Origin of the sequence: Aeromicrobium duanguangcaii, assembly GCF_024508295.1 — a bacterium.
Lineage (GTDB): Bacteria > Actinomycetota > Actinomycetes > Propionibacteriales > Nocardioidaceae > Aeromicrobium > Aeromicrobium duanguangcaii.
Map to the genome: position 1 here is coordinate 642,093 of NZ_CP101990.1, position 23,666 is coordinate 665,758.

The following is a 23,666-nucleotide window of genomic DNA, read 5'->3' on the forward strand; positions in this document are numbered from 1 at the left end:
CCGCGCTGGTCAGGCCACGGGCGCGAGCGGGTAGAGCCGGTCGCGGTGGCGGCGGATGTAGATCGCGACGGGGATGATCTGGCACACGACCGTGGCGATGACGTAGGCCAGCGGCGGGCCCTCCACCCCCATGGCGCGGGTCAACGCGATGCTGAGCCCGAAGCTGAGCGCGGCCATGCTCAGAGCAGGCACGACCTGGAACCGGATCCCGGGCGTGTCCATGATGAACATCCCCATCGGGTACAGGACGGCCGAGCAGGTGATCATCGCGCCGAACGCGACGATGGTCGAGCTCGGCACCGACACCTCCCCGCTCGTGATGAAGCCGAAGAGGTCGTCGCGGACCAGCCAGATCATCGCGCTCGCCAGGATCATTCCGGCGGCGAAGGCCGCGGAGAGACTCCAGGGTCCGTGGCGGAGGTCGCCGTGGGCCCGTTGGCGGGCGTAGCGGGGCCACAGCGCCGCGCCCGCGGCCACCACAAGGCCCATCAGTGCGAAGAAGACCTGCCCCGCCACGCTGTACTGCGCAACATCATCGGTGGTGCCGAACTGGGCGACGACGTACCGCTGCGACGAAAGGGCGATGGGCGCGGCGATCATGTGCGCCAGCATCGGCCAGCCCACGTCCATCACGCGGGCACCCGCGACCGCGCGCAGGCGGGGGATGTCACGCAGTGCACGCGTCACGAGGGGAGCGGTCATCCGGGCGGTCACGATGAGGCCGATCAGGCCCACGATGAACGACGCGACGTAGGACGACATCGCCAGATACGAGGACAGGTCCTCGCCACCGCCCAGGAGCAGCCGGACCAGGAGGAAGTTCAACGGCGAGATGAGTCCTTGGAGCAGGATCGTGAGGTGGTTCCGGCGCAGCCCGAGCATGATGCGGACCCAGAGTCCGAGGGGGATGCCACAGGCGAAGACGCTCAGGCACGCGAAGGCGGCCGAGGGCGCGCCCGGGATCTGCCCAGCGTCACCCAGCAGCGCGGCCCAACCGCCCGTCAGCAGCAGGACCGTGTTCAGGCACTGGATGGCGGCCGCGAAGCACACGACGATGCGTCCCACGGAGGTCAGCTGCGCACGGACCTGCGGATCGGTCCGCGGGTCATCGCTGGTGGCGACGCCGTTGACCAGCACGGCGCCCGCGCCCAGATCCGAGAACGTCAGCAGGGCCGGGATCGCGACGAGGAGTGCATACAGCGAGTAGTGCTCGACCCCGACCGTGCCCAAGATGAGTCGGGCGGTCAAGATGCCGAAGACCATCGAGGTGAATGTCGTGGCGCCCTTGGCCAGCAGTGCGAGCAGGGAGTTCATCCGCGGGCGGAGGCCGTCGCTCGCCGCCGCCCCGCCAGCGGACTCGCCGGGAGCGTCTCGTGGCGCATCAGGCCACCCCGGCGTCCAGGGCGCGCAGCTCGCGCCACCACTTGCGCAGTGCGAGGGCCAGGAGAGCGGCGCAGCCGACGAACGTGACCGTCCACAGGACCCGGAACCCGACGGTCCACCCCAGGAGGGCGAACGCCCAGCACTGGAATCCGTAGTCGGTCGGCAGGATCAGGAACCGGCGCAACGGCCCCTCAGGCGGCGCCGGCTCCGTCGGGGCGCTGATGGCGGCGGGGCGCAGCGTCGGGATGAGCATGAGCCCGAAGAACATCGCGGCCGCGACGACGGTGAAGCCGAGCGGGACGAGCAGCCACGCGTCGTGGGGCAGGTCGGCGAACCGGAACCAGGACACCGCGACGGCGAGGTGCAGCGTCAAGGTCTTGAAGCAGTCCACGGTGTGGTCGAGCCACTCGCCCGCGAGCGATCCGCCGCCGCGCAGGCGAGCAAGCTGGCCGTCGACGGAGTCCATGACGTACCCCGCCGCCAGCAGGAACGCGATCAGCAGTCCCAGCCACCACGTGGGCCGCACCGTGGCCAGCAGCGTGATCGCGCTGGCCGACAGGGTGGCGCTGATGGCGGTGGCCTGGTTGGGGCGCATCCCGTGGGAGTTGCACCACGCGGCGACGATGCGGCCCAGCGGTCGGTTGACGTGCCGCGAGTACGCGGGAGTGCCGCGCGCGGGCTTCTGGGCGGCGCGTAGGTCGGCCAGACCGAAGCGAAAACTCTGTCGTTCGGACGTCACGGTGCCTCCGTCTGCTCCCCGGGATACGGAGCAGCGTAGTGGACCCGGGCCGGGCCACGTGCTGCTTTCCGCTCGGGTTCCTGGGAGATCGTGGCGCGTGACCGCTGCCTTCGGGTCCCAAAGAACCCTTGAGACACATGTGCCTCTGGACTTACGGTTCTTGCATGAGACCTCTCGCGGCAGCGGCGGTCGTCCTCGCGGTCGGTTCCGGCGCCATGACCCCCTCGGCCGCTCGCGCGACCCAGGACGGGGTGCGCGAGGTCGCGGTCCCGAAGGCTGCCCGCGCCGCGATCGTGAAGCGACCCACGACGGTGATCGGCAGCGGCATGCCTCGCAGCTGCACCTCCGCGAAGGTCGTCAAGGCCGTGCACAAGGGCGGCGTCATCACCTTCGACTGCGGCCGCAAGCCGGTGGTCATCAAGATGAACAAGACCGCCAAGGTGTGGAACACCCGTAAGAAGGTTGTCATCGACGGCGGCAACAAGGTCACGCTCGACGGCCGAGGCAAGCGCCGCATCATCTACATGCACACGTGCGACAAGCGCCAGCGCTGGGCGACCGAGCACTGCCAGCGCCAGTCGTTCCCGCGCCTCGTGGTCCAGAACATCACGCTGCGCAATGGCTACGCGGCCGGCCGCACCGACCAGGACGGCGGCGGTGCGATCCTCGCGCGCGGCGGGCACTTCAAGGCGGTCAACGTCACCTTCCGCAACAACCGCTGCGCCAAGGTCGGCCCGGACGTCGGCGGCGCCGGCCTGCGAATCGGGTCGGGCTACGCACATCGTCCGAACTACGTGGTCAACAGCACCTTCACCGGTGGTCGCTGCAGCAACGGTGGCGGGATCAGCCTGTGGAACGCGTCGCTGCGCGTGTACAACAGCCGATTCGAGAACAACAAGGCCATCGGCCACGGCCTCAATCCCGCCCGCAAGGGCACGCCCGGCGGCGGCAGCGGGGGTGCGATCTACGCCGACGTCTTCGACCAGCGGCTGCGGGTCGCGGGGACGCTCATGCGCAGGAACTCGGGCCGCTCGTCCTCGGGCGCGGTCTTCTTCGTGAGCAACAACCGCGTCGGCTCCCTCGCGGTGCGCCGGTCGACGCTGGTGAACAACCCCGATCCGGCGCACAGCCGGGGCTTCCCGGGCATCTATCACCTCGGACGTCACCCGCGTCCGGTGATCGTCGACTCCATCGTCCGCTGAGCGGGGCCGGTCGCGACCGATGCGTTCAGGCTCCGATGGGACGATCACACCGCGCGCCGTAGGCTTGACAGGTCATGGCCCAACCTGAACTGACCGCTGCGGTCGCTGCCGAACCCCACCTCGCCGCCTTCGTCTCCGACCTTCGTGACGGCGATGGTGGATCGCAGCTGACCGCGCCTCCCGCGCTGCATCCGTTCGTCGCCGCCGCGCTGGCCGACGGCCCTGGCGTGACCGTCGCCGTCACGGCCACCGAGCGCGAGGCGGACGAGCTCACCCGTGCCGTCGCCGCCCTCATCGGGCCCGAAGCCGTCGCGACGTTCCCGGCCTGGGAGACCCTGCCGCACGAGCGCCTGTCGCCGCGGTCGGACACCGTCGGACGCCGTCTGGCCGTGCTGCGCCGGGTCGTCCATGGCGGCGAGGATCGTCCGAAGGTCGTCGTCGCTCCCGTCCGCTCGATCCTGCAGCCGCAGATGAAAGGGCTGGCCGACCTCGAGCCCGTCGAGCTCGTCGCGGGCCAGGACGTCGAGCTCGACGACGTTGTCCGCCGGCTCGCCGCCGCGGCCTACACGCGCGTCGACCTGGTCGAGCGTCGCGGCGAGTTCGCCGTGCGCGGAGGCATCGTCGACGTCTTCCCGCCCACCGAGGACCACCCGCTGCGGGTCGAGTTCTGGGGCGACACCGTCGACGAGGTCCGCCGATTCGCCGTGGCCGACCAGCGCACCCTGGAGCCGGTCGATCGGCTGTGGGCGCCGCCGTGCCGCGAGATGCTGCTGACCGACGAGGTCCGCGCCACGGCCGCGCGCTACGCCCAGACCCACCCCTCGATGGCCGAGCTCTTCACCAAGCTGGCCGAGGGTCACGCGGTCGAGGGCATGGAGTCCCTGGCGCCCGTGCTGGCGGGCGAGATGGAGCTGTTCGTCGACCTGCTGCCCCCTGGCTCGACGGTCGTGACGAACGACCCCGAGCGGATCCGCGCCCGGGCGGCTGACCTCTTCGCGACGAGCGAGGAGTTCCTGGCCGCCTCGTGGGCCACGGCCGCGGACGGTGGCGAGAGCCCGATCGATGTCGGCGCCGCCGCGTTCCACGAGCTCGACGACGTCCGTCAGCACGTGGCGAAGCTGGGTCTCGGTTGGGGCGAGGTCTCGCCGTTCGCTTTGGACGAGTCGCACACGGTCGCCGCCGAGCCGGCGCCGCAGTACCGGGGCGAGATCGACGCCGCCCTGTCCGACGTGCTGGCCTGGCGCGGCCAGAAGCGGCACATCGTGATCGTCGCGCCCGCTCACGGTCAGGCGCAGCGCGCCGTGGAGTGGCTCGCCGAGCACGACGTCCCCGCCACGATCGTCGATCACGCCGACGGTCCGGGCGGCGCCGAGCAGCAGGTCGTCCAGGTCATCTGCGCCGAGCTGGGCCACGGCTTCGTGTCCGAGTCCCTCGGGCTCGTGCTGCTGACTCTCGAGGACCTCGTCGGCCAGCGCGCGCCCGAGCGCACGCAGCGGTCGATGCCCGCCCGTCGCCGCCGCCAGATCGACCCGCTCGAGCTCAAGCCCGGCGACGCCGTCGTGCACGAGCAGCACGGTGTCGCGCGCTACGTCGAGCTGGTGAACCGCGTCGTGCACGGCGCCGCCCGCGAGTACCTCGTGCTGGAATATGCGCCCAGCAAGCGGGGGCAGCCGCCGGACCGGCTGTTCGTGCCGATGGACCAGCTCGACCAGGTCAGTCGGTACGTCGGCGGCGAGGCTCCCTCGCTCGACCGCCTCGGCGGCGGCGACTGGCAGAACCGCAAGAGCCGCGCCCGCAAGGCCGTGCGCCAGATCGCCGACGAGCTGATCAAGCTCTACGCGGCCCGGCAGTCCACCAAGGGCCACGCCTTCGGCCCGGACACGCCCTGGCAGGCCGAGCTCGAGGACGCGTTCGCGCACGTCGAGACTCCCGACCAGCTGTCCACCATCGACGAGGTCAAGCGCGACATGGAGCGCGTCGTCCCGATGGATCGCCTGGTGTGCGGTGACGTCGGTTATGGCAAGACCGAGATCGCGGTGCGCGCGGCGTTCAAGGCGATCCAGGACGGCAAGCAGGTCATCCTGTTGGTCCCGACGACGCTGCTGGTGCAGCAGCACTACGCGACGTTCGCGGAGCGCTTCGGACAGTTCCCCGTCACGATCCGCCCCCTGTCGCGGTTCCAGACCGAGAAGGAGTCCAAGGCCACGCTCGAGGGACTGGCCGACGGCTCGATCGACATGGTCATCGGCACGCACCGGCTGCTGCAGCCGGGCGTCAGGATCAAGGACCTCGGGCTGGTCATCATCGACGAGGAGCAGCGGTTCGGAGTCGAGCACAAGGAGGCGCTGAAGCACCTGCGCGCCGCCGTCGACGTCCTGAGCATGTCCGCCACGCCGATCCCGCGCACGCTCGAGATGGCCGTCACGGGCATCCGCGAGATGAGCACGATCGCGACACCGCCGGAGGAGCGCCACCCCGTCCTGTCCTTCGTCGGACCGTACGAGGACCAGCAGGTCATCGCTGCGATTCGGCGCGAGCTGCTGCGCGAGGGCCAGGTCTTCTACCTGCACAACCGGGTGCAGAGCATGGAGAAGACCGCGGCGCGCATCCGCGAGCTCGTGCCCGAGGCCCGCGTGGCCGTGGCCCACGGCAAGATGGGCGAGCACCAGCTCGAGGAGGTCATGGTCGACTTCTGGGAGAAGCGGTTCGACGTCCTGGTGTGCACCACGATCGTCGAGTCGGGCCTGGACGTCTCGAACGCGAACACCATGATCATCGAGCGGGCGGACACCCTCGGCCTGTCGCAGCTGCACCAGCTGCGTGGCCGCGTCGGCCGAGGCCGCGATCGCGCCTACGCCTACTTCCTCTACCCGCCGGACAAGCCGCTCACCGAGACGGCGCACGACCGGCTGGTCACCATCGCGCAGCACTCCGAGCTCGGTGGCGGCATGGCCGTGGCCATGAAGGACCTCGAGATCCGCGGTGCGGGCAACCTGCTCGGCGGTGAGCAGTCCGGCCACATCGCCGACGTCGGCTTCGACCTGTACATCCGACTCGTGGGCGAGGCCGTCGCGGAGTTCCGCGGCGACGCGGCCCCCGAGAAGGAGGTCAAGCTCGAACTGCCGATCGAGGCGCACCTGCCGCACGACTACGTGCCCAGCGAGCGGCTGCGGCTCGAGATGTACAAGCGACTGGCCGACGTGCGCGCGACCGCCGACATCGAGGAGCTGCGCACCGAGCTGGCGGACCGCTACGGCCCGCCGCCCGAGCCGGTCGAGACGCTGCTGCAGGTGGCGGCGCTGCGAGTCAAGGTCCGCGCGGCGGGCCTGACCGAGGTGACGTCCGCCGGGTCCAACATCCGGTTCACGCCGGTCACCCTGTCGGAGTCCGCGAAGCTGCGGATCAACCGGATCTACCCGAAGAGCCTCTACAAGGAGGCCGTCAAGGTCCTGCTCGTCCCGGCGCCTCGCAAGGAGGGCATCGGCGGCGCACCCCTGCGTGGGCGCGAGCTGCTCGAGTGGGCCGGGCGTGTCGTCGACGCGATCACCGGCTGACCGCCGCCGCGTGGCTGCGGCGACCGATGCGGAAAAGCCCACGAACTCTGGCTGATTCTGGTTTACCGTCGACCGGTGAGTGTCATCGAGGAGGTGCCGTCCCCGGCCGAGGACCGGCCGCGCTGGCGGCGTACCGTCCGGAGTCTGCTGACCGTCACGGTGATCGTGGTGGTGCTGGCCGTGGTCGCGGCGCTGGGAGCCGACTTCTGGCTGCGGCGTCACCTCGGCGGCCAGGTGCACCAGCTGCCCGCGGCCATGCCGGTGGGGGAGCGCCCTGCGAGCACCCCGGACGAGTCGATGAACATCCTGCTGCTCGGCAGTGACAAGAGGGTGGACGGCTCGGTCGCGGGCCAGCGCAGCGACACGATGATGGTCATTCACGTCCCGGCCGACCGGAAGTCGATCAGCCTGGTCAGCATCCCGCGCGACTCGTGGGTGCAGGTGCCCGGGCACGGCCCGGCGAAGATCAACGCCGCGTTCTCGTGGGGCGGTCCCGCCCTGGCGGTGGAGACGATCGAGAAGCTCACCGACGTCCACATGGACCACGTGGCGGTGATCGACTGGGAGGGCTTCAAGCAGGTGACGGACCTGCTCGGCGGCGTCAGCGTGACCATCCCGAAGACGGTCAAGGACGGCTACTCCGGACGGACGTGGGAAGCGGGCACGTACGAGATGGACGGCGAGACGGCGCTGTCCTACGTGCGTCAGCGCGCCGGGCTGGCCGGTGGAGACCTGGATCGGATCAAGCGACAGCAGGCGTTCCTGCGCTCGTTGGCGGGCAAGACCCTGTCGCGTCCGACCTTCAGCGACCCTCGGCGCCTGTATCGAGTGCTCGACGCCGTGACGGCCAACCTCGGCATCGACGAGGGGTGGAGCACCGCCGACATGCGCAATCTCGCCTGGTCGCTGCGATCGGTCAGGTCGAAGGACATCTCGTTCACGGTGGTGCCGCTCAAGGCGCTGGGGATGGAGGGCGCCCAGAGCGTGGTCTATCTCGACCGCCCTGAGGGCGAGGAGCTGTGGCAGGCAGTGCGCGAGGATCGGCTCGCCGGTTGGATCGGCGAGACCGGCACGGGTCTGGCTGATGTGGTCGACTGACCGGGGCCGGTACTGTGGCGCCATGTCGAAGACCCGCTTGGCCGTTCTCGGGCTCGCCGCGCTGCTGTTGGCTGCCTGCGGTCCCGTCCATCCCGGTGCTGCCGCCGTCGTCGGCGACGCCCGGATTCCCATGACCGACGTCGATGACGTCGCGAGCGTCTACTGCACGGCCTCGCAGCAGCAGGCCGAGCAGGCCCAGCAGCAAGGTGGCGGCGGCGTGGACAGCGTGGCCCTGCGGCGCCAGGCGCTGGCGGATCTTCTCGTCGGCGAGGTCGCCGACCAGATCGCGCAGGAGCGTGGCTACTCGATCAAGGTCCCGGCGCTCACGGCCCAGGACAAGGCGCAGCTGGAGCAGCTGTTCGGCGACCAGGCCGACGAGGCCATGAAGCTGGTCGAGCGCAATCAGCGGACCAGCGCGATCGCCATCGAGCTGGCCCGCGAGGAGGCCCCCGAGGGCACCGACGACGAGCAGCTGGTCCAGGCGGGCCAGCAGCTGCTCGCCCAGGAGATCCCCGAGTTCGACGTCTCGGTCGATCCTCGCTTCGGGCTCGACGAGACGGTCCAGCAGGTCGCGGAGTCCGGCTCGTTGTCGGTCCCGGGCGGCGAGCTGGACGCCACGGCGGTCGAGGACCGGCCCGTGGCCCTGCAGTGCGCCTGACGTGAGCCAGGAGTTCGATCGCCTCGTCGAGGTCATGCGGCGGTTGCGGGCCGAGTGCCCGTGGACCCGCGAGCAGACCCACGAGTCCTTGCGTCGCTACGTGATCGAGGAGGCCTACGAGACGGCCGAGGCGATCGACCTGCGTGACTCGGACCATCTGCGTGAGGAGCTGGGCGACCTGTTGATGCAGGTCGTGATCCACGCCGCCATCGCCGAGTCCGACGACGAGGGCTGGACGACCGACGACGTCGTGCGGGGGATCGCCGACAAGCTGATCCACCGCAGCCCTCACGTCTTCGGGGACGTCACCGTCTCGTCGGCGGCCGAGGTCGACGCCATCTGGCAGCGGCTCAAGGCCGAGCGCAAGCAGCGCACCCACCCGCTCGAGGGCATCCCCGCCGACCTGCCGGCGCTGATGGCGGCGGACAAGGTGCTGGGCCGGGTCGACGCGCCCGTCGAGGGTGACGATCTCGGCGCTCGGTTGTTACGTCTCGTCGCCGAGGCGCGTTCCGCGGGAGTCGATCCCGAGGTGGAACTCCGCGCGGCCATCCGTCGTCACGCCGACGACGCGCCGAGTTCCTGAGCGCCCGTCCGCGACGCCGTGTCTGCGTCAGACGACGGTGATCTGCGGCCCGTAGAGCGCCATGACGTCGAGTGCCTTGGCGTGGTTCTCGGGGGTCGAGCCGCCGCATGCCTGCGCGACGACGCGCACGGTGGCGCCGGCGTCGGCGGCGGCGAGTGCCGTCGAGATGACGCAGCAGTCGGTCGCGACTCCCGTCAGGATCAGCTCGGGCGCCGGACCGGTGACCGCCTCGAGGGCAGGCCACTTGCCGAAGGTCGTCGCGTCGACCGTTCCGCCGACGGCCAGGTCGGCCACCTCGGGCACGAGGTCGAAGAGCGGGTCCGTCGCCGGGCGGTCCGCGAACGGCCACGCCTCGAAGTAGGCGCGCCAGGAGCCCGTGCGCTCGGCGGCGGGGGAGGGCACCCAGCGCGTCACGATCGTGCGATGGGCGGCGGCGAGCTCGCGGATCGGATCGACGATGGCACCGAACATCGGCGACCCCCACGGCGAGTCCGCCGCGGCGAACACGCGCTGCGGGTCGACGACGACGAGCCAGGGCTCGCTCACACCGACTCCTGGCGACGGACCCGCCCGCGCTGGGCGATCAGCGTGACCACGAAGCCGATCGCGAAGGCGAACAGCACGCCGAGGTTGGCGAAGGCCCACGCACCGATCCACTCGAGCTTGGTGGCGTTCCATTCAGCGAGGTTCAACGGCTCCAGCAGGTAGCCCTGCCAGTTGTTCCAGGTGACGTCCGCGGGGAAGGCGTTCACGACCAGCCCCCAGCCCACGACCGAGGCCCCGATGAGCGTGGCGATGGCGGGCCAGTTGACGGCGCCGTACCGGCCGTTCGGATCGAAGAGCGCGGCCTCGTCGTAGTCGCGCCGGCGCAGGGCGATGTCGGCGATCATGATGCCCGCCCACGCCGCGATGGGGACACCGAGCGTGATGAGGAAGCTCTGGAAGGGCGCCAGGAACGTCTCGGCGATGAAGACGACGTAGATCGTGCCGAGCGTCAGGATGACGCCGTCGACGAACGCGGCGGCCGGGCGCGGGATCTTGACGCCGAGGCTCAGCAGGGTGAGCCCCGAGGAGTAGATGCCGAGCACCGCTCCGCTGACCAGCGCCAGGACCGAGGCGATCAGGAACGGCACGAGGAACCAGGTCGGCAGGATCGTCGCGAGGGTGCCGATCGGGTCGTTCGCGATGCCGTCCTGCAGGTCGGGCCGCGAGCCCGCGAGCATGATGCCGTAGAGGACGAGCACGACCGGCGCCAGCGCGCCGCCGAGGGTGTTCCACAGGACGATGCGCCCACCCGAGGTCCCGCGACGCTGGTAGCGCGACCAGTCGGCGGCGATGTTGATCCAGCCGAAGCCGAACGCGGTCATCACCATCACGAAGGCGCCCACGACGGCCTGCATCGAGCCGTTCGGCACGGCGGTCAGGGCGTCGATGTCGATCTGGTCGAGCGTCAGTGCGATGTAGACGATCGTCGCCAGGCCGGTGAGCCACGTCAGGATCGACTGGAACCGGATGATGATGTGATAGCCCGCCACCGAGGCGGCGACGATGAGCGCGGCGATCACGGTCATCGCCAGGATCTTGGTGGTCGTGCCGCTGCTCCAGCCGAGCTCGCGGAAGACGGTGGCGGTCGCCAGGGTGGCCATGATCGCCAGGAACGTCTCCCAGCCGATCGAGATGATCCAGCTGAAGACGCCCGGCAGCTTCTGGCCGACGACGCCGAACGGGGCGCGCGACAGGATCATCGTCGGCGCCGAGCCGCGCTTGCCGGCGATCGCGATCAGTCCGCACGCGACGAAGGAGACGGTGATGCCGACGACGGCCACGAGGGAGGCCTGCCACCAGGAGATGCCCGCCCACAGCAGGTAGCTGCCGTAGGAGATGCCGAAGACCGACACGTTCGCGGCGAACCACGGCCAGAACAGGTCGGAGGGCTTCGCGGTGCGCTCGGACTCGTCGATGATCTCGATTCCGGTGGTCTCGATGCCCGCGCGGCGCACGGCCTCCAGGCCGCTGGAACCGTCGTTCTGAACCGTCATGTCCGTCCTCCTGATGAAGTGTCGTCCCACCTTCCCACGTACGAGGTGGTCGGTGACGGACCCGGCGCGTGCCCGCCGCGGTGACGACGGCCCGTCCGGCGCCCGCGGGCCCACCACGTCTCGGGCGCTGACGGCGCTAGGCTGAGGTTGATCGACCTCACACCCCGTTCCCAGACCGAGGAGCCTGTCATGGCCATCATCGACGACGTCGCCGCACGCGAAATCCTGGACTCCCGTGGCAACCCGACGGTCGAGGTCGAGGTCGTCCTCGACGACGGCTCCTTCGGCCGCGCCGCGGTTCCCTCCGGCGCCTCGACCGGCCAGTTCGAGGCCGTCGAGCTGCGCGACGGTGGCGACCGCTACCTCGGCAAGGGCGTGCTCAAGGCCGTCGAGGCCGTCAACGGCCCGCTGGCGGAGTCGCTCGTCGGGCTCGAGGCCGACGACCAGCGCGCCATCGACGAGATGATGATCGACCTCGACGGCACGCCCAACAAGGGCCAGTACGGCGCCAACGCGATCCTCGGCATCTCGCTCGCGGTCGCCCACGCCGCCGCCGAGTCCGCCGGCCTGCCGCTGTTCCGCTACGTCGGTGGCCCCAACGCGCACGTCCTGCCCGTCCCGATGATGAACATCCTCAACGGTGGCGCGCACGCCGACTCCAACGTCGACGTCCAGGAGTTCATGATCGCCCCGATCGGCGCCGAGTCCTTCGCCGAGTCGCTGCGCTGGGGCGCTGAGGTCTACCACGCCCTCAAGTCCGTCCTGAAGGAGAAGGGTCTGTCGACCGGTCTGGGCGACGAGGGCGGCTTCGCGCCCAACCTCGAGAGCAACCGTGCCGCGCTCGACCTCATCGCGACCGCGATCGAGAAGGCCGGCCTCAAGGTCGGCTCCGACATCGCGCTGGCGATGGACGTCGCGTCCAGCGAGTTCCACGACGACAAGGGCTACACCTTCGAGGGTGTCGCCCGGACGTCTGACGAGATGATCACCTACTACACCGAGCTGGTCGCCTCCTACCCGATCGTGTCCATCGAGGACCCGCTGGACGAGGAGGACTGGGCCGGCTGGAGCGCCATGACCGCCGCCCTCGGCGACAAGGTGCAGCTGGTGGGCGACGACCTGTTCGTCACGAACGTCGAGCGCCTCAGCCGCGGCATCGCCGAGAAGGCCGGCAACGCCATGCTGGTGAAGGTCAACCAGATCGGCTCGCTGTCCGAGACCCTGGACGCCGTCGACATGGCCCACCGCGCGGGGTTCCACAACATGATGAGCCACCGCTCGGGCGAGACCGAGGACGTCACGATCGCCGACCTGGCCGTCGCGACGAACTGCGGCCAGATCAAGACGGGTGCGCCCGCTCGCTCCGACCGTGTCGCCAAGTACAACCAGCTCCTGCGCATCGAGGAGCTGCTCGGCTCGGCCGCCACGTACGCCGGCGCGCGGGCCTTCCCCCGGTTCGCCTGAGCATGGCTGGACGCGGATCGTCACCGTCGTCGCGTCGACCCACGGGTCGGCGCGACGGCCGGTCGACCCCGCGGACGACCTCGCGTCCCTCGGTCGCCCCGGTGGCCGCCGGCCCCTCGGGCTCCGGCACGCGCTTCACGGCGCGGGCGCTGATCCTGCTGGGAGTCGCGGTCATGCTGATCGCCTCCTACACGGCCTCGGTCCACGCCTGGTGGCAGCAGCGCTCCGAGATCGTGGCGCTGGAGTCGCAGAACCGGCGCACCGAGGCCGAGATCGACGACCTGAAGGACCAGCAGAAGCGCTGGAACGACCCGGCCTACATCCGCCAGCAGGCGCGTGAGCGGTTCGGCTGGGTCATGCCCGGCGAGGTCGGCTACCGCGTCATCGGCGTCGACGGCGAGCTGAAGGGCCAGTCCTCGACCCTCGACGCCCCCGAGGCGGCACCGCGTCGGCCGTGGGTCGAGCGGTTGTGGGGCTCGGTCGAGGCCGCCGGCCAGCCGCAGGACGCAGCGCCCGAGACACCCACCGACCCTTCACTGGAGCCCGACGAATGATCGACCCGGCCGACATCGAGGCCATCACCGAGCAGCTCGGACGACCCCCGCGAGGCATGATCGAGGTCTCCTCGCGCTGCCCCTCGGGTCACCCGAACGGCGTCAAGACCGAGCCGCGGCTGCCCGACGGCACGCCGTTCCCGACGCTGTACTACCTGACGTGTCCCCGGCTGACCGGCGCGATCGGCACCCTCGAGGCGTCCGGTCTGATGGCCGAGATGACCGAGCGGCTCAAGCACGAGCCCGAGCTGGCGGCCGCCTACCGGGCCGCACACGAGTCCTACCTCGTCGAGCGCGAGGCGATCGGTCACGTCGACGAGATCGACGGGATCAGCGCCGGTGGCATGCCCGACCGGGTGAAGTGCCTCCACGTGCTCGTCGCCCACTCACTGGCCAAGGGCCCGGGCGTGAACCCGCTCGGCGACGAGGCCGTCCGCCTGCTGGGTGACTACTGGGGGCACTCCAGCTGCGCCCCGGCCGCCCCGGCCGACCCCGCCTGACGGGGCCGGTCGCCGGGGGAGTCGCCCCCGATAGCCTGAACGCATGGCTCGGACGACGGTGGCTGCGATCGACTGCGGGACGAACTCCATCCGACTGCTGATCGCCCAGATCGACGGCACGGAGAAGACCGACCTGACCCGCGAGATGCGCGTCGTCCGGCTCGGCCAGGGCGTCGACCAGAGCGGGTCGCTGGCTCCCGAGGCCGTCGAGCGCACGATCGCCGCCTGCCGCGAGTACGCGCTGGCGATCGAGGCGATGGGCGTCGACGTGGTGTCCTTCGCCGCGACGTCCGCCGTCCGCGACGCCGACAACGCGCAGGAGTTCTCCGACGCCGTCGAGGCGGTCCTCGGCGTCCGGCCTCGGATCCTGACCGGTGACGAGGAGGCGCGCGCCTCCTTCGAGGGGGCGACGGGCGACGTCGCGGACGTCCTCACCACCGTGATCGACCTCGGCGGCGGGTCCACCGAGGTCGTGCAGGGCGTCGGCGCCCCGACCTTCGCGCACTCCTTCGACCTGGGCTCGGTGCGGATGACCGAGCGCTTCCTGCAGACCGACCCGCCGTCCGTCGCCGAGGTCACCGCCTGCATGGCGCACCTGGACGCGGTGATCGCCCCGAAGCTGGCCGACCTGCCGCCGACCGAGGAGATCGTCGGGGTCGCGGGGACGATCACCACGATCGCCGCCCACGCCCTGGGGCTGCCGTCCTACGACCGGGAGCTCATCCACCTGGCCCGCATCCACGTCGACGACCTGCGCGCCGCGTGCAGCTCGCTCATGCAGATGCCCGTCGTCGACCGTCGCGCCCTGCCGTACATGCACCCGGGTCGCGCCGACGTGATCGCCGGGGGAGCGTTGATCCTGGACCGTGTGCTCGAGCACCTGCCCCGTGCCACCGACGAGATCGTGGTCAGCGAGCAGGACATTCTCGACGGCATCGCATGGGCCGCGGCCCGGGAAGGAGCATGATGCGCATCTCCGTGCCGGACGAGTCCTGGCTCGCCGCGCTTTCCGACCTCGACGTCGACGTGGTGGTCTGGGACGGGGCCTCCGAGCAACCCGAGGGCCGGCTCGACCTCGTCGTGTGGCCGTACACGCTGGCTCCCACCGACCTCGCCGCGATCGACGCCTCGCGCATCGGGTTGGTCCAGGGTCAGGCCCTCGGGTACGACGGGGTCGCCGATCTCCTCCCCGCCGGTGGCCGGTATGCGAACGCCGTTGGGGTGCACGAGGACTCGACCGCCGAGCTCGCGGTCACCCTGCTGCTCGCCGCCGCCCGCAACCTCGACGTGTTCGCCTCCCGCCAGACCCAGGGCCTCTGGCGCAAGAAGTGGTCCTCGAGCCTGCTCGACCGCCGGGTCATGCTGCTCGGGGTCGGCGGCATCGGGGCGCGCGTCGCCACCCGCCTCGACGGCTTCGGCTGCGAGCTCGTGCGGGTCGGCTCGCGTGCTCGTGACGATGAGTCCGGCCACGTCCACGGCACCGACGAGCTCGACGAGCTGCTGCCGACCGTCGACGCGGTCGTGGTCGCCGTGCCGTTGACCCCGGCGACCGAGCGGATGATCGACGCCGACTTCTTGGCGCGGCTGCCCGACGGCGCCATCGTCGTGAACGTGGCCCGAGGACGCACGGCCGACACCGAGGCGGTGCTCGCCGAGGCGGGACGGCTGCGGTACGCCGCCGACGTCTTCGATCCCGAGCCGCTTCCGCCGGACCACCCGCTGTGGTCGGCGCCGGGCGTCATCATCACGCCGCACGTGGGCGGCATGACCTCGGCGATGGCACCGCGGATCCACGCCGTGGTGCGGGGCCAGATCGAGCGGCTCGCCGCGGGCGAGAAACCGGCCCACGTCGTCGTCGACCACCGCGCCGGCTCGTAGGCTGTGCTCGCTCCCGTAGCCCAACGGCAGAGGCAGACGGCTTAAACCCGTCCCAGTGCGGGTTCGAATCCCGCCGGGAGCACCTCAGATGGTCAGGACTGCCACAGCCGGACCGCGGACCACGTGTCGTCGAGGAACGTGGGCTCGGCGGTGCCCCAGCCGTACTCGTTGACGCCGGTGCGCAGGATCGGCAGCGGCAGCGAGCCCGTCGGGAAGAGGACCCAGACGCTTCCGACGGAGCCCAGTCGAGGCAGGACGTCGTCGAGCCGCATGTGGAACTCCTGGCTGTTCGACACCGCGATCACCGCGGTGTCGATGCCCGAGGGCTTGACCGGCTCGGTGGGCTCGAGCTGGTTCTCGGCCCCCGTCCACGTGTCGTCGAACCAGCGGTCGTCCGGCTGCTCGACGACCTCGTCCTCGTACGTCTCGACGCCCTCGGGGAGCGGGTCGAGCAGGGCGGTCTCCTCGACCGAGTCGCCCACGATCCACACCAGCGAACCCGGGGTGATGCCCAGCAGCTCTGCCGTGGTGAGGTCGTGGGTCATGCCGACATCTTAATGGCCTTCACGTCCCGAATGGTGCGACCGACCGCCAGTCCCTTGGCCTCGAATCGCGTGACCGGCCGGTCCGGGAAGCGCTCGGCCCAGTCGCCCGAGGTCGTGAAACCCTCCGCGCGATTGACGACGTCGAGCATCTGGTCGGCATAGTCCTGCCAGTCGGTGGCCATGCGCCAGACGCCCCCGGGCTTGAGTGCCCGGCGGGCCACCGGGACGAACTCGTCCGAGACCAGGCGGCGCTTGTGGTGCCGGGTCTTGTGCCACGGATCGGGGAACCAGATCCGCAGCTCGTCGAGGCACTCCGCCGGCAGCATGCGGCTCAGCGCGGGCACCGCGTCCACGATGATGAGCCGGATGTTCTCGACGCCGTGGTGCCGCATCGACAGCAGCGTCTGGGCGACGCCGGGCACGTAGACCTCGAGGCCGAGGAAGTCGGTGTCCGGGTTCTCGCGGGCCGCGTGCACGAGCGACTCGCCGCGGCCGCTGCCGATCTCCAGGACCAGCGGGGCCTCGCGTCCGAACAGCGTCGCCGGGTCGAGGGTGAATCCCTCGGCGACCGAGGTGCTGGTGCGGCCGCGGGGGATGTCGACGACGAAGCGCTCGGCGAGATCGTCCCACGCGCCCTGCAGCCGCTCCGTGAGGCGGCCGCCGCGGCGGGTGAAGGAGACGATCTCGCGCCGGGACGGCTCCTCGGCACGATCTCGACGGTCTTCGGCGGTCTGGGGCATGGTTCGAATCTATCGAGCCTGTCATCGTGTCGGTCATGACGATCATCCCCGACTCGAAGGACTGGACCTGGGTCCTGGCCGAATCCTGCCCGGAGTGCGGCTTCGACGCCTCCGATGTCGACGTGACACGCGCCGGGCAGCAGGCGCTCGAGATGGTGCCGCGGTGGCGCGCGGCGCTGGCTCGGCCCGATGCCGCCGCGCGTCCCGACCCGTCGACGTGGTCGGTGCTGGAGTACGCGTGCCACGTGCGGGACGTGTTCCTGCTGTTCACGGAACGACTACGGCTCATCCGTGAGCAGGACGCGCCCGAGTTCGCGAACTGGGACCAGGACGCGACGGCGGTCCAGACCGGGTACGCGCAGCAGCGCCCGTCGGACGTCGCCGTCGAGCTGGGTCCCGCCGCCGAGGCCTTCGCCGCCGAGGTCGCGGCAGTGCAGGACTGGGAGCGTCCGGGGTTGCGCTCCAACGGCTCGGCCTTCACCGCCGACTCGCTCACGCGCTACGGCCTGCACGACCTCGTGCACCACATGGTGGACGTCGACGCCTGAGCCGGTCGGCGACGCCTAGAGTGGGCCCATGGCAGTGGGTGCGAACGTCGCGGTGGTCGGAGCAGGAATCGTCGGGTTGGCCACGGCCTACTCGTTGCAGAAGGCGGGAGCCGCGGTCACGGTCTACGAGGTCGGCCGCCCCGGTGGCGCCCAGTCGGCGGGCGACTCGCGCATCTTCCGCCACGCCCACCTCGATCCGCGGCTGACCGCGTTCACGACGCGGTCGCGTCGCCTGTACCGCGAGTGGGGCGATGAGCTCGGTCTCGAGCTCGTCTCGACCGGGGGAGCCGTGGCGCTGGGCCCTGATGTCGACCAGAAGCTGAGCGGACTCGCGGAGGTCGATGGTCTCGACGCCCGGCGCATCGACGCGGCCGAGTTGGCCGAGCGTCTTCCGTTGCTGGCGCACTACGACGGTCCGGCGCTCCTGGACGCAGGCGGTGGCTCGATCAACGCCGCGGGCGCCGTCGAGCGGATCTCGGCTCGACTCGGCGACGCGATCGTCCAGGACCACGTCCTCACGGTCCGGCCGACCGCCAGCGGCACGGTCGAGGTCCGCACGGGCACCGGGCGCACCGAGCACGACCACGTGGTCGTCGCCGCCGGCCGAGGCACAGCAGCCATCGCCCACGGCCTCGGTCTCTCGCTGCCGGTGCACAACTCTGCGCAGGTCCGCGTGACGTTCAGGGTCGCCGGTGAGCCGCCGGCCACCCTGGCCACCCTGCAGGACATGAGCAATGCCTTCGGCGAGCCGCGCGTCTATGCCGCCGCCAGCGCCGACCGGACCCGCTACGGCGTGGGCATCGCCGAGGAGGTCCCGGTGAACGACGACGGCTCGTCGGTCGATCCCGAGGTGCTCGACGCCCTGGCCGACCGCGCGGTCGCGTACGTGCGCCGCGCCCTGCCCGGCCTCGATCCGACGCCGGTCGCGCACATCCACTGCTGGGTCACCTCACTGCCGTGGGGCGAGGACGGTGTCGGTGTGTGGCAGCACGACGGAGTCTCGCTGGTCGCCGGCAACAACCTGTTCAAGCAGGCGCCTGCCCTGGGTGAGGCTCTCGCCACGGCGGCCACCGGGGGAGCGCTGCCCGAGTCGCTGCTGGCCTCCTCGCGCCTCGGCCGCGGCTAGGCCGGCAGGCCACGACACGCCCCGAGCGGTGCTGTTTCGTCCGCACTAATGCGGACTGCGTGGTACTGTCTGGTCCATGGATGCGACCCAATTGCTCAAGGGAGTGCTCGACGTGGCCGTGCTGGCCGTTGTCGAGGGCGAGGACGGCTACGGCTACGACGTCGTGCGCCGGTTGCGCACGGCCGGACTCGAGGAGGTCGGGGACGCCTCGGTGTACGGCACGCTGCGCCGGCTCTACTCGGCCGGCGCCCTGACCTCGTACGTCGTCCCCAGCGAGGAGGGGCCGCACCGCAAGTACTACGGCATCACCCCGCAGGGACGGGCGATGCTCACCACCCAGCGCAAGACCTGGGCGGAGTTCGCCCACACGATGAACCGCCTGCTCGAAGGGAACGCCGCATGAACGACACCCACGTCCTGCCCGCCCAGATCACGGCGTTCGCCGCCGAGGTCCGAGCGGCCCTCGCCGACCTGCCCGCCGACGAGGTCGACGAGCTGACCGAGGGCCTGGAGGCCGACCTGGCCGAGGCATACGCCGAGGACCTGGCCCGCGAGCTGCCCGATCCGGTTTCCTACGCAGCCGAGTTGCGGGGAGCGGCCGGCCTTCCGACGCCGGAGCCCCGGCGCGGACGCATCGCCTCGATCGGCGCCCAGGTCGCCGGCCTCGGTGCCGACCTACGCCGCAGTCTGCGCGCCAACCCGGCGACGGCGGCGGCCCTGGACTTCCTGGCCACGCTGCGGCCCGCGTGGTGGATCGCGCGCGCCTGGGCCGCCTTCCAGTGCTTCGGGGCGTTCTTCGGGTTCGAGGGCGATCTGCTCCCGGCGGACCTCGTCCAGTGGGCGCTGCTGCTCGTGCTGATCGCGGGCAGCGTGTTCCTCGGCCAGCGCACGTGGCCCACGTGGGCCCGATTCCTCATCGGGGTCGGCAACGTCATCGCGGTCGTCACCCTGCTCTTCGCGCTGCCCGAAGTTCCCACCCATGCGGACCTCGGCTACGCCTGGGACAACGCGGACTCGGCGTACGACTCCGGGATGTACAACGAGATGGAGTCGGGCGACGGCACCGGGGTGTACCTCAACGGCAACGAGGTGACGAACATCTTCGCCTACGACGCGCGGGGCCGGGCTCTGGCCGGCGTGCAGCTGTTCGACCAGGAAGGCAAGCCGCTGACGACCTCGGTGCCGGGTGGCAACGGGTGCCTTCAGCTCATTCCCGAGACGCAGGAGTGCGCGAAGCCGGGCGCCTGGGTGCCGAGCGTGCTCGAGACCGGTGCGCAGGCTTGGAACGTGTTCCCGATGCAGATGGCCGAGTCCACCTTCGAGGAGCCGACCAAGCCGATCGAGGGCGCCGTCCCGCAGGATCGCCCCGCGCCGTTCCTCAAGGTGCCCGGCCTGTTCTCGGCCGTGCAGCAGGACGCCGAGGCAGCCAAGGACGCCAAGGACGCGAAGAAGCCCCGCTGAGCGGAAGAAAACCCGGTGGTGGCGGCGTTGTATAAGGTGAACACACCGACCCCGCCACCACCGGCGCGCGGGGCCACATTCTCCGGAGGAGATCATGAGGAGCAGCAACCCCGTCTTTGCGAAGAACGCGGAGTTCAACGGCCGCGGCACCACGCAGTACGCAGACCCGTCGCAGTGGAAGATCGACCTGTCCGGCGGTGACGGACGCGGCGCATCCGGACCCGGGCTGCAGGCTCCCTCCTCGCCGGGGCGGATGACCCTGGACACCGTCGTCGAGAAGACCGCGATCACGGTCGGCACGGTCGTGCTGTTCGCGGCGATCGCCTGGTTCACCATCGGCAACGTCTTCGACGACCAGCTCGGCACGGTCGACCAGTCCGCGGTCAACACCGCGTGGATGTTCGCCATGGGCGGCATGATCGTCGGCTTCGTGCTGGCGATGGTCAACTCCTTCAAGAAGGTCATCAGCCCGGCGCTGGTCCTGGCCTACGCCGCAGCCGAGGGCGTCTTCGTCGGCGCCTTCTCCAAGATCGTCTCGACGTGGGTCGGCGACTCGACCATCGTCTTCCAGGCCGTGCTCGGCACGTTCGTCGCGGCCGGTGCGACCCTGGCGGCGTACAAGTTCTTCAACATCCGCGTCACCGACAAGTTCCGCAAGGTCGTCACGATCTCGCTGGTCGCGTTCGCGGGCGTCATGCTCGTGAACTTCCTGCTGAGCATCTTCGGCGTTCTCGACCAGGGCGGTCTGCGCAGCTTCGGCCTCCTGGGCCTCCTGGTCTCGCTGTTCGCGATCGGCCTGGCGGTCCTGTGCCTGATCATGGACTTCGACTTCGTCGAGCGCGGCGTCGCGGCCGGTCTGCCCGAGCGCGAGTCCTGGCGCGCGGCCTTCGGCCTGACCGTCACCCTCGTGTGGCTGTACCTCGAGATCCTGCGTGTCCTCGCCATCTTGCGCGGAGACAACTGATCCAGTCCGTACGAAGGCCCGTCACCTCACGGTGGCGGGCCTTCGGCGTGTCCGGGACCTGAGCCGGTCAGCGGCGCCAGCGCAGGACGGCCGCCCAGCGGCGGCCGCGCGGTGCGGGCGCGACCTGGGTGCCGCCGTGCTCGACGGCCCACTCGGCGGCGTCCTCGAGCGTCATCTGCTCGATGGGCTCCGCCTCGAGCGGGCGGACGGCGCTGGAGCGCCACTGGGTCACGGCCGCGTCGACGAGGAAGTTGGCCACCGTCGCGTAGCCGTGGGCGCTCGGGTGGAAGCGGTCGTCGCCGAACAGGGCGTCGCCCTTGAGCAGCAGCAGCGGCTCCAGCACGTCCGAGAGAGACACGACGCGCGCGCCCGCCTCGACGGCGGCGACCGTCTGGCGTCGTGCCAGATGGCGGCTCCAGTACCGGCACACCGTGCGCAGCGGGACGGGCAGCGGCTTGATCGTGCCGAAGTCCGGGACGGACCCGACGATCACCTCCGAGCCCATGGCGCGTAGTCGCCGGACCGCGGCGCCGAGTCGGCGGGCGGAGCGCTTGGCGGGCACCTGGTGGGTGATGTCGTTGGCGCCGACCAGGATGATCGTCAGCTGCGGCTTCAGGCCCACCGCCGCATCGATCTGGCTCTGGAGGTCGCTGGACCGGGCGCCGACGAGCGACTCGTTGTGGATCTGGACCGGGACACCCAGGACGTGCGAGAGCCCGATGCCCACGAGCGCCGAGGGCGTGTGGTCGACGGTCTTCATCCCGTAGCCGACCATCGTCGAGTCGCCGAGCAGCAGGCAGCGGATGGGATCGCCGTCGAGCTCGTGCCCGTAGACGCCGTTGCCCGAGGGCGGACGGTCCGTGGTCGTGCCGATCCGGCGGCGCGCCAGGAGCGCCTGCGCGATGAGCACGACGTAGGTGCCGAAGCTGACCCCCGCGGTCCGCACGGCGGCCTTGGCCGTCGTTCTCCCGGGGCTGGTCACCCCTCCAGTGTAAGAAGGTGCGCCAGCCGTGGCGCCGGGGTTCCTAGGATGGGGGTGTGAACGAGACCGTCCCGAACCTTCGCGACCTCGGCGGGATGCCCGTCGAGGGCGGCTCCGTCCAGCCCGGGCGACTGCTGCGCAGCGCCCTGCCTCTCGCGGACGACGCCGCGCCGCCGGAGATCGTCTGGCCGCCGTCGGTCGTCATCGACCTGCGATCGGCGGCCGAGATCGAGCCCGAGCACCCGCTGTCGGGGTCGGGGGCGACCGTGCTGAACTTCCCGCTGCTGAGCGCGCTGCGACCCGGCGTCGCCCCGCCCGAGAGCCTGGCCGAGCTGTACCAGCTGATGCTGCGCACCACTGCCGATCATCTCGTCGACGTCGTCGGTGCCGTGGCGACGGCACCGGGCACCACGCTCGTGCACTGCGCGGCGGGCAAGGACCGCACGGGCGTGTCCATCGCCATGGTCCTGGCGCTGCTGGGCGCCAAGCGCGAGGACATCGTCGACGACTACCTCGTCACGGCGCAGCACGAGGAGCAGATCGAGGCGCGGTTCCGCCGCCTCTTCGGCCCGCGCCGCGCCGCGCTGCCCAACCAGTACCTCGCGACCCCGGTCGAGGCCATCACGGGCGTCCTGGACACGTGGGACGAGCACCCCGGCGGCGCCTTCGGCTGGTTCCAGCAGTGGGGTGGCCGCCCCGAGACGGTCGACCGCCTCCGGTCGACGCTGATCGGCTGATGATCGCCGACCGCACGCTCGAGCCGCGGGACGTCCCGCTCGGCGGGCTGCGCGGACTGCGGGTGCACCGCACGCTGCCGAGCCGGCCGCTGCCGACCATCGGCGCCTGGTGCTTCGTCGACCACTTCGGTCCGACCGAGGCTCCGATGGAGGTCCTGCCGCATCCGCACACCGGGCTGCAGACCGTCACGTGGCCGATCGAGGGATCGATCCGTCATCGCGACAGTCTGGGCAGCGACGTCGTGCTGCGTCCCCGCGAGCTGAACCTGATGACCTCGGGGGCGGGCGTGTCCCACTCGGAGTTCAGCGACCCGGGTCCGATGCACGGCATCCAGCTGTGGGTCGCGCTGCCCGAGCACCGGCGCCACGGTGCGGCCGACTTCGAGCACCATCCCGCCCTCCCGCGGGTGAGCGGCGACGGCTGGGAGGGCGTGGTCCTCGTCGGCCGCTTCGCCGGCCAGGAGTCCCGTGCCGCGGTGCACACGCCGCTCGTGGGCGTCGAGCTGCGGCTGGAGCCGGGCCGCCACGAGTTCGACCTGGACCCCGCCTTCGAGTACGGCGTGCTGGCCGTCGACGGTGACGTGACCGTGGCGGGCGAGCCGGTTCTGCACCGCGCCATGAGGTACCTCGCACCGGGCCGCGACGCGCTGGTCCTCGAGGTCGACCGGCCCACGATCGTCATGCTCCTCGGCGGAGAGCCGTTCGAGGAGGAGATCGTCATGTGGTGGAACTTCATCGGCCGCTCCCATGACGAGATCGTCCGGGCCCGCGAGGAGTGGGAGGCTCAGGAGGCCCGATACGGCCACGTCGAGGGCCACGACGGCCAGACCATCCCGGCGCCGCCGATGCCCCAGGTGCGATTGACGCCGCGGATTCGCCGGGCCTGACCTCGAATGTGACACCGACACTGT

Annotated in this window: 24 protein-coding genes and 1 tRNA gene; 18 read left to right on the forward strand and 7 right to left on the reverse strand. The window is 70.8% G+C overall.

Going from position 1 to position 23,666, the window contains the following annotated elements; all coding sequences use genetic code 11:
• Positions 1–9: 9 nt before the first annotated feature.
• Both NP095_RS03210 and NP095_RS03215 read right to left on the reverse strand, forming a co-directional pair.
• The gene (locus tag NP095_RS03210) at positions 10–1,314 is read right to left on the reverse strand and encodes a lipopolysaccharide biosynthesis protein (protein ID WP_232417405.1); all 1,305 of its coding nucleotides are present in this window, start codon (positions 1,312–1,314) and stop codon (positions 10–12) included.
• Between the two features lie 67 nt (positions 1,315–1,381).
• A complete protein-coding gene (locus NP095_RS03215) occupies positions 1,382–2,122 on the reverse strand; it encodes a CDP-alcohol phosphatidyltransferase family protein (protein ID WP_232417404.1) in 741 nt (246 codons plus the stop codon).
• A gap of 164 nt (positions 2,123–2,286) precedes the next feature.
• Here NP095_RS03215 and NP095_RS03220 point away from each other — a divergent pair, with 164 nt between their 5' ends.
• The 5 genes from NP095_RS03220 (at position 2,287) to NP095_RS03240 (ending at position 9,217) form a co-directional block, all read left to right on the forward strand.
• Positions 2,287–3,324: a right-handed parallel beta-helix repeat-containing protein gene (locus tag NP095_RS03220; protein ID WP_232417403.1), complete on the forward strand. Its 1,038-nt coding sequence runs from the start codon at positions 2,287–2,289 to the stop codon at positions 3,322–3,324.
• Between the two features lie 74 nt (positions 3,325–3,398).
• Positions 3,399–6,878 (forward strand): transcription-repair coupling factor, encoded by a 3,480-nt coding sequence (gene mfd, locus NP095_RS03225; RefSeq protein ID WP_232417402.1) that lies wholly within the window; start codon positions 3,399–3,401, stop codon positions 6,876–6,878.
• A gap of 75 nt (positions 6,879–6,953) precedes the next feature.
• Positions 6,954–7,976 (forward strand): LCP family protein, encoded by a 1,023-nt coding sequence (locus tag NP095_RS03230; protein WP_232417401.1) that lies wholly within the window; start codon positions 6,954–6,956, stop codon positions 7,974–7,976.
• A 22-nt stretch (positions 7,977–7,998) separates the two neighbouring features.
• A complete protein-coding gene (locus tag NP095_RS03235) occupies positions 7,999–8,634 on the forward strand; it encodes a hypothetical protein (RefSeq protein ID WP_232417400.1) in 636 nt (211 codons plus the stop codon).
• 1 nt (position 8,635) lies between these two features.
• Positions 8,636–9,217, forward strand: coding sequence for a MazG family protein (locus tag NP095_RS03240; RefSeq protein ID WP_232417399.1), 582 nt, complete (start codon positions 8,636–8,638; stop codon positions 9,215–9,217).
• Positions 9,218–9,244: 27 nt separating this feature from the next.
• Here the strand turns inward: NP095_RS03240 and NP095_RS03245 are convergent, their stop codons facing one another.
• Both NP095_RS03245 and NP095_RS03250 read right to left on the reverse strand, forming a co-directional pair.
• On the reverse strand, positions 9,245–9,763 hold the full coding sequence (locus tag NP095_RS03245; protein WP_232417398.1) for a cysteine hydrolase family protein: 519 nt from the start codon (positions 9,761–9,763) through the stop codon (positions 9,245–9,247).
• Positions 9,760–11,256 (reverse strand): purine-cytosine permease family protein, encoded by a 1,497-nt coding sequence (locus NP095_RS03250; protein WP_232417397.1) that lies wholly within the window; start codon positions 11,254–11,256, stop codon positions 9,760–9,762. Before NP095_RS03250 ends, NP095_RS03245 begins: the two co-directional genes overlap by 4 nt.
• 189 nt (positions 11,257–11,445) lie before the next feature.
• Here NP095_RS03250 and eno point away from each other — a divergent pair, with 189 nt between their 5' ends.
• From eno to NP095_RS03280, 6 genes are all read left to right on the forward strand, one after another.
• Positions 11,446–12,720 (forward strand): phosphopyruvate hydratase, encoded by a 1,275-nt coding sequence (gene eno / locus NP095_RS03255; protein ID WP_232417396.1) that lies wholly within the window; start codon positions 11,446–11,448, stop codon positions 12,718–12,720.
• 2 nt (positions 12,721–12,722) lie between these two features.
• The gene (locus NP095_RS03260; protein WP_232417395.1) at positions 12,723–13,274 is read left to right on the forward strand and encodes an FtsB family cell division protein; all 552 of its coding nucleotides are present in this window, start codon (positions 12,723–12,725) and stop codon (positions 13,272–13,274) included.
• Positions 13,271–13,774 carry a DUF501 domain-containing protein gene (locus tag NP095_RS03265; protein WP_232417394.1) on the forward strand — a complete coding sequence of 168 codons (504 nt, stop codon included), beginning with the start codon at positions 13,271–13,273 and terminating at the stop codon, positions 13,772–13,774. The genes NP095_RS03260 and NP095_RS03265 overlap by 4 nt, the downstream gene beginning before the upstream one ends.
• Before the next feature lie 43 nt (positions 13,775–13,817).
• Positions 13,818–14,741: a Ppx/GppA phosphatase family protein gene (locus NP095_RS03270; RefSeq protein WP_232417393.1), complete on the forward strand. Its 924-nt coding sequence runs from the start codon at positions 13,818–13,820 to the stop codon at positions 14,739–14,741.
• Entirely contained in the window at positions 14,738–15,652 is a 915-nt protein-coding gene (locus NP095_RS03275; protein WP_232417392.1) for an NAD(P)-dependent oxidoreductase, read from the forward strand. Before NP095_RS03270 ends, NP095_RS03275 begins: the two co-directional genes overlap by 4 nt.
• Before the next feature lie 9 nt (positions 15,653–15,661).
• Positions 15,662–15,734, forward strand: a tRNA-Leu gene (locus NP095_RS03280).
• Between the two features lie 10 nt (positions 15,735–15,744).
• On the opposite strand, the gene NP095_RS03285 is transcribed toward NP095_RS03280, so the two are convergent.
• The gene (locus NP095_RS03285; RefSeq protein ID WP_232417391.1) at positions 15,745–16,197 is read right to left on the reverse strand and encodes a hypothetical protein; all 453 of its coding nucleotides are present in this window, start codon (positions 16,195–16,197) and stop codon (positions 15,745–15,747) included.
• A complete protein-coding gene (gene trmB, locus NP095_RS03290; RefSeq protein WP_232417390.1) occupies positions 16,194–16,937 on the reverse strand; it encodes a tRNA (guanosine(46)-N7)-methyltransferase TrmB in 744 nt (247 codons plus the stop codon). Before trmB ends, NP095_RS03285 begins: the two co-directional genes overlap by 4 nt.
• 35 nt (positions 16,938–16,972) lie before the next feature.
• On the opposite strand from trmB, the gene NP095_RS03295 reads away from it, so the two are divergent.
• From NP095_RS03295 to NP095_RS03315, 5 genes are all read left to right on the forward strand, one after another.
• Positions 16,973–17,485, forward strand: a complete 513-nt coding sequence (locus tag NP095_RS03295; protein WP_232417389.1) for a DinB family protein — start codon at positions 16,973–16,975, stop codon at positions 17,483–17,485.
• 28 nt (positions 17,486–17,513) lie between these two features.
• Positions 17,514–18,611 carry an NAD(P)/FAD-dependent oxidoreductase gene (locus NP095_RS03300; RefSeq protein WP_232417388.1) on the forward strand — a complete coding sequence of 366 codons (1,098 nt, stop codon included), beginning with the start codon at positions 17,514–17,516 and terminating at the stop codon, positions 18,609–18,611.
• A gap of 76 nt (positions 18,612–18,687) precedes the next feature.
• Positions 18,688–19,014, forward strand: coding sequence for a PadR family transcriptional regulator (locus NP095_RS03305; RefSeq protein ID WP_154595681.1), 327 nt, complete (start codon positions 18,688–18,690; stop codon positions 19,012–19,014).
• The gene (locus NP095_RS03310; RefSeq protein WP_232417387.1) at positions 19,011–20,072 is read left to right on the forward strand and encodes a hypothetical protein; all 1,062 of its coding nucleotides are present in this window, start codon (positions 19,011–19,013) and stop codon (positions 20,070–20,072) included. The genes NP095_RS03305 and NP095_RS03310 overlap by 4 nt, the downstream gene beginning before the upstream one ends.
• Before the next feature lie 94 nt (positions 20,073–20,166).
• Positions 20,167–21,036 (forward strand): Bax inhibitor-1/YccA family protein, encoded by an 870-nt coding sequence (locus tag NP095_RS03315; RefSeq protein WP_232417386.1) that lies wholly within the window; start codon positions 20,167–20,169, stop codon positions 21,034–21,036.
• A gap of 67 nt (positions 21,037–21,103) precedes the next feature.
• Here the strand turns inward: NP095_RS03315 and NP095_RS03320 are convergent, their stop codons facing one another.
• Entirely contained in the window at positions 21,104–22,018 is a 915-nt protein-coding gene (locus tag NP095_RS03320; RefSeq protein WP_232417385.1) for an SGNH/GDSL hydrolase family protein, read from the reverse strand.
• Between the two features lie 56 nt (positions 22,019–22,074).
• Here NP095_RS03320 and NP095_RS03325 point away from each other — a divergent pair, with 56 nt between their 5' ends.
• A complete protein-coding gene (locus tag NP095_RS03325; RefSeq protein WP_232417384.1) occupies positions 22,075–22,755 on the forward strand; it encodes a tyrosine-protein phosphatase in 681 nt (226 codons plus the stop codon).
• Positions 22,755–23,642, forward strand: a complete 888-nt coding sequence (locus tag NP095_RS03330) for a pirin family protein (protein WP_232417383.1) — start codon at positions 22,755–22,757, stop codon at positions 23,640–23,642. The genes NP095_RS03325 and NP095_RS03330 overlap by 1 nt, the downstream gene beginning before the upstream one ends.
• The last annotated feature ends 24 nt before the right edge of the window (positions 23,643–23,666 follow it).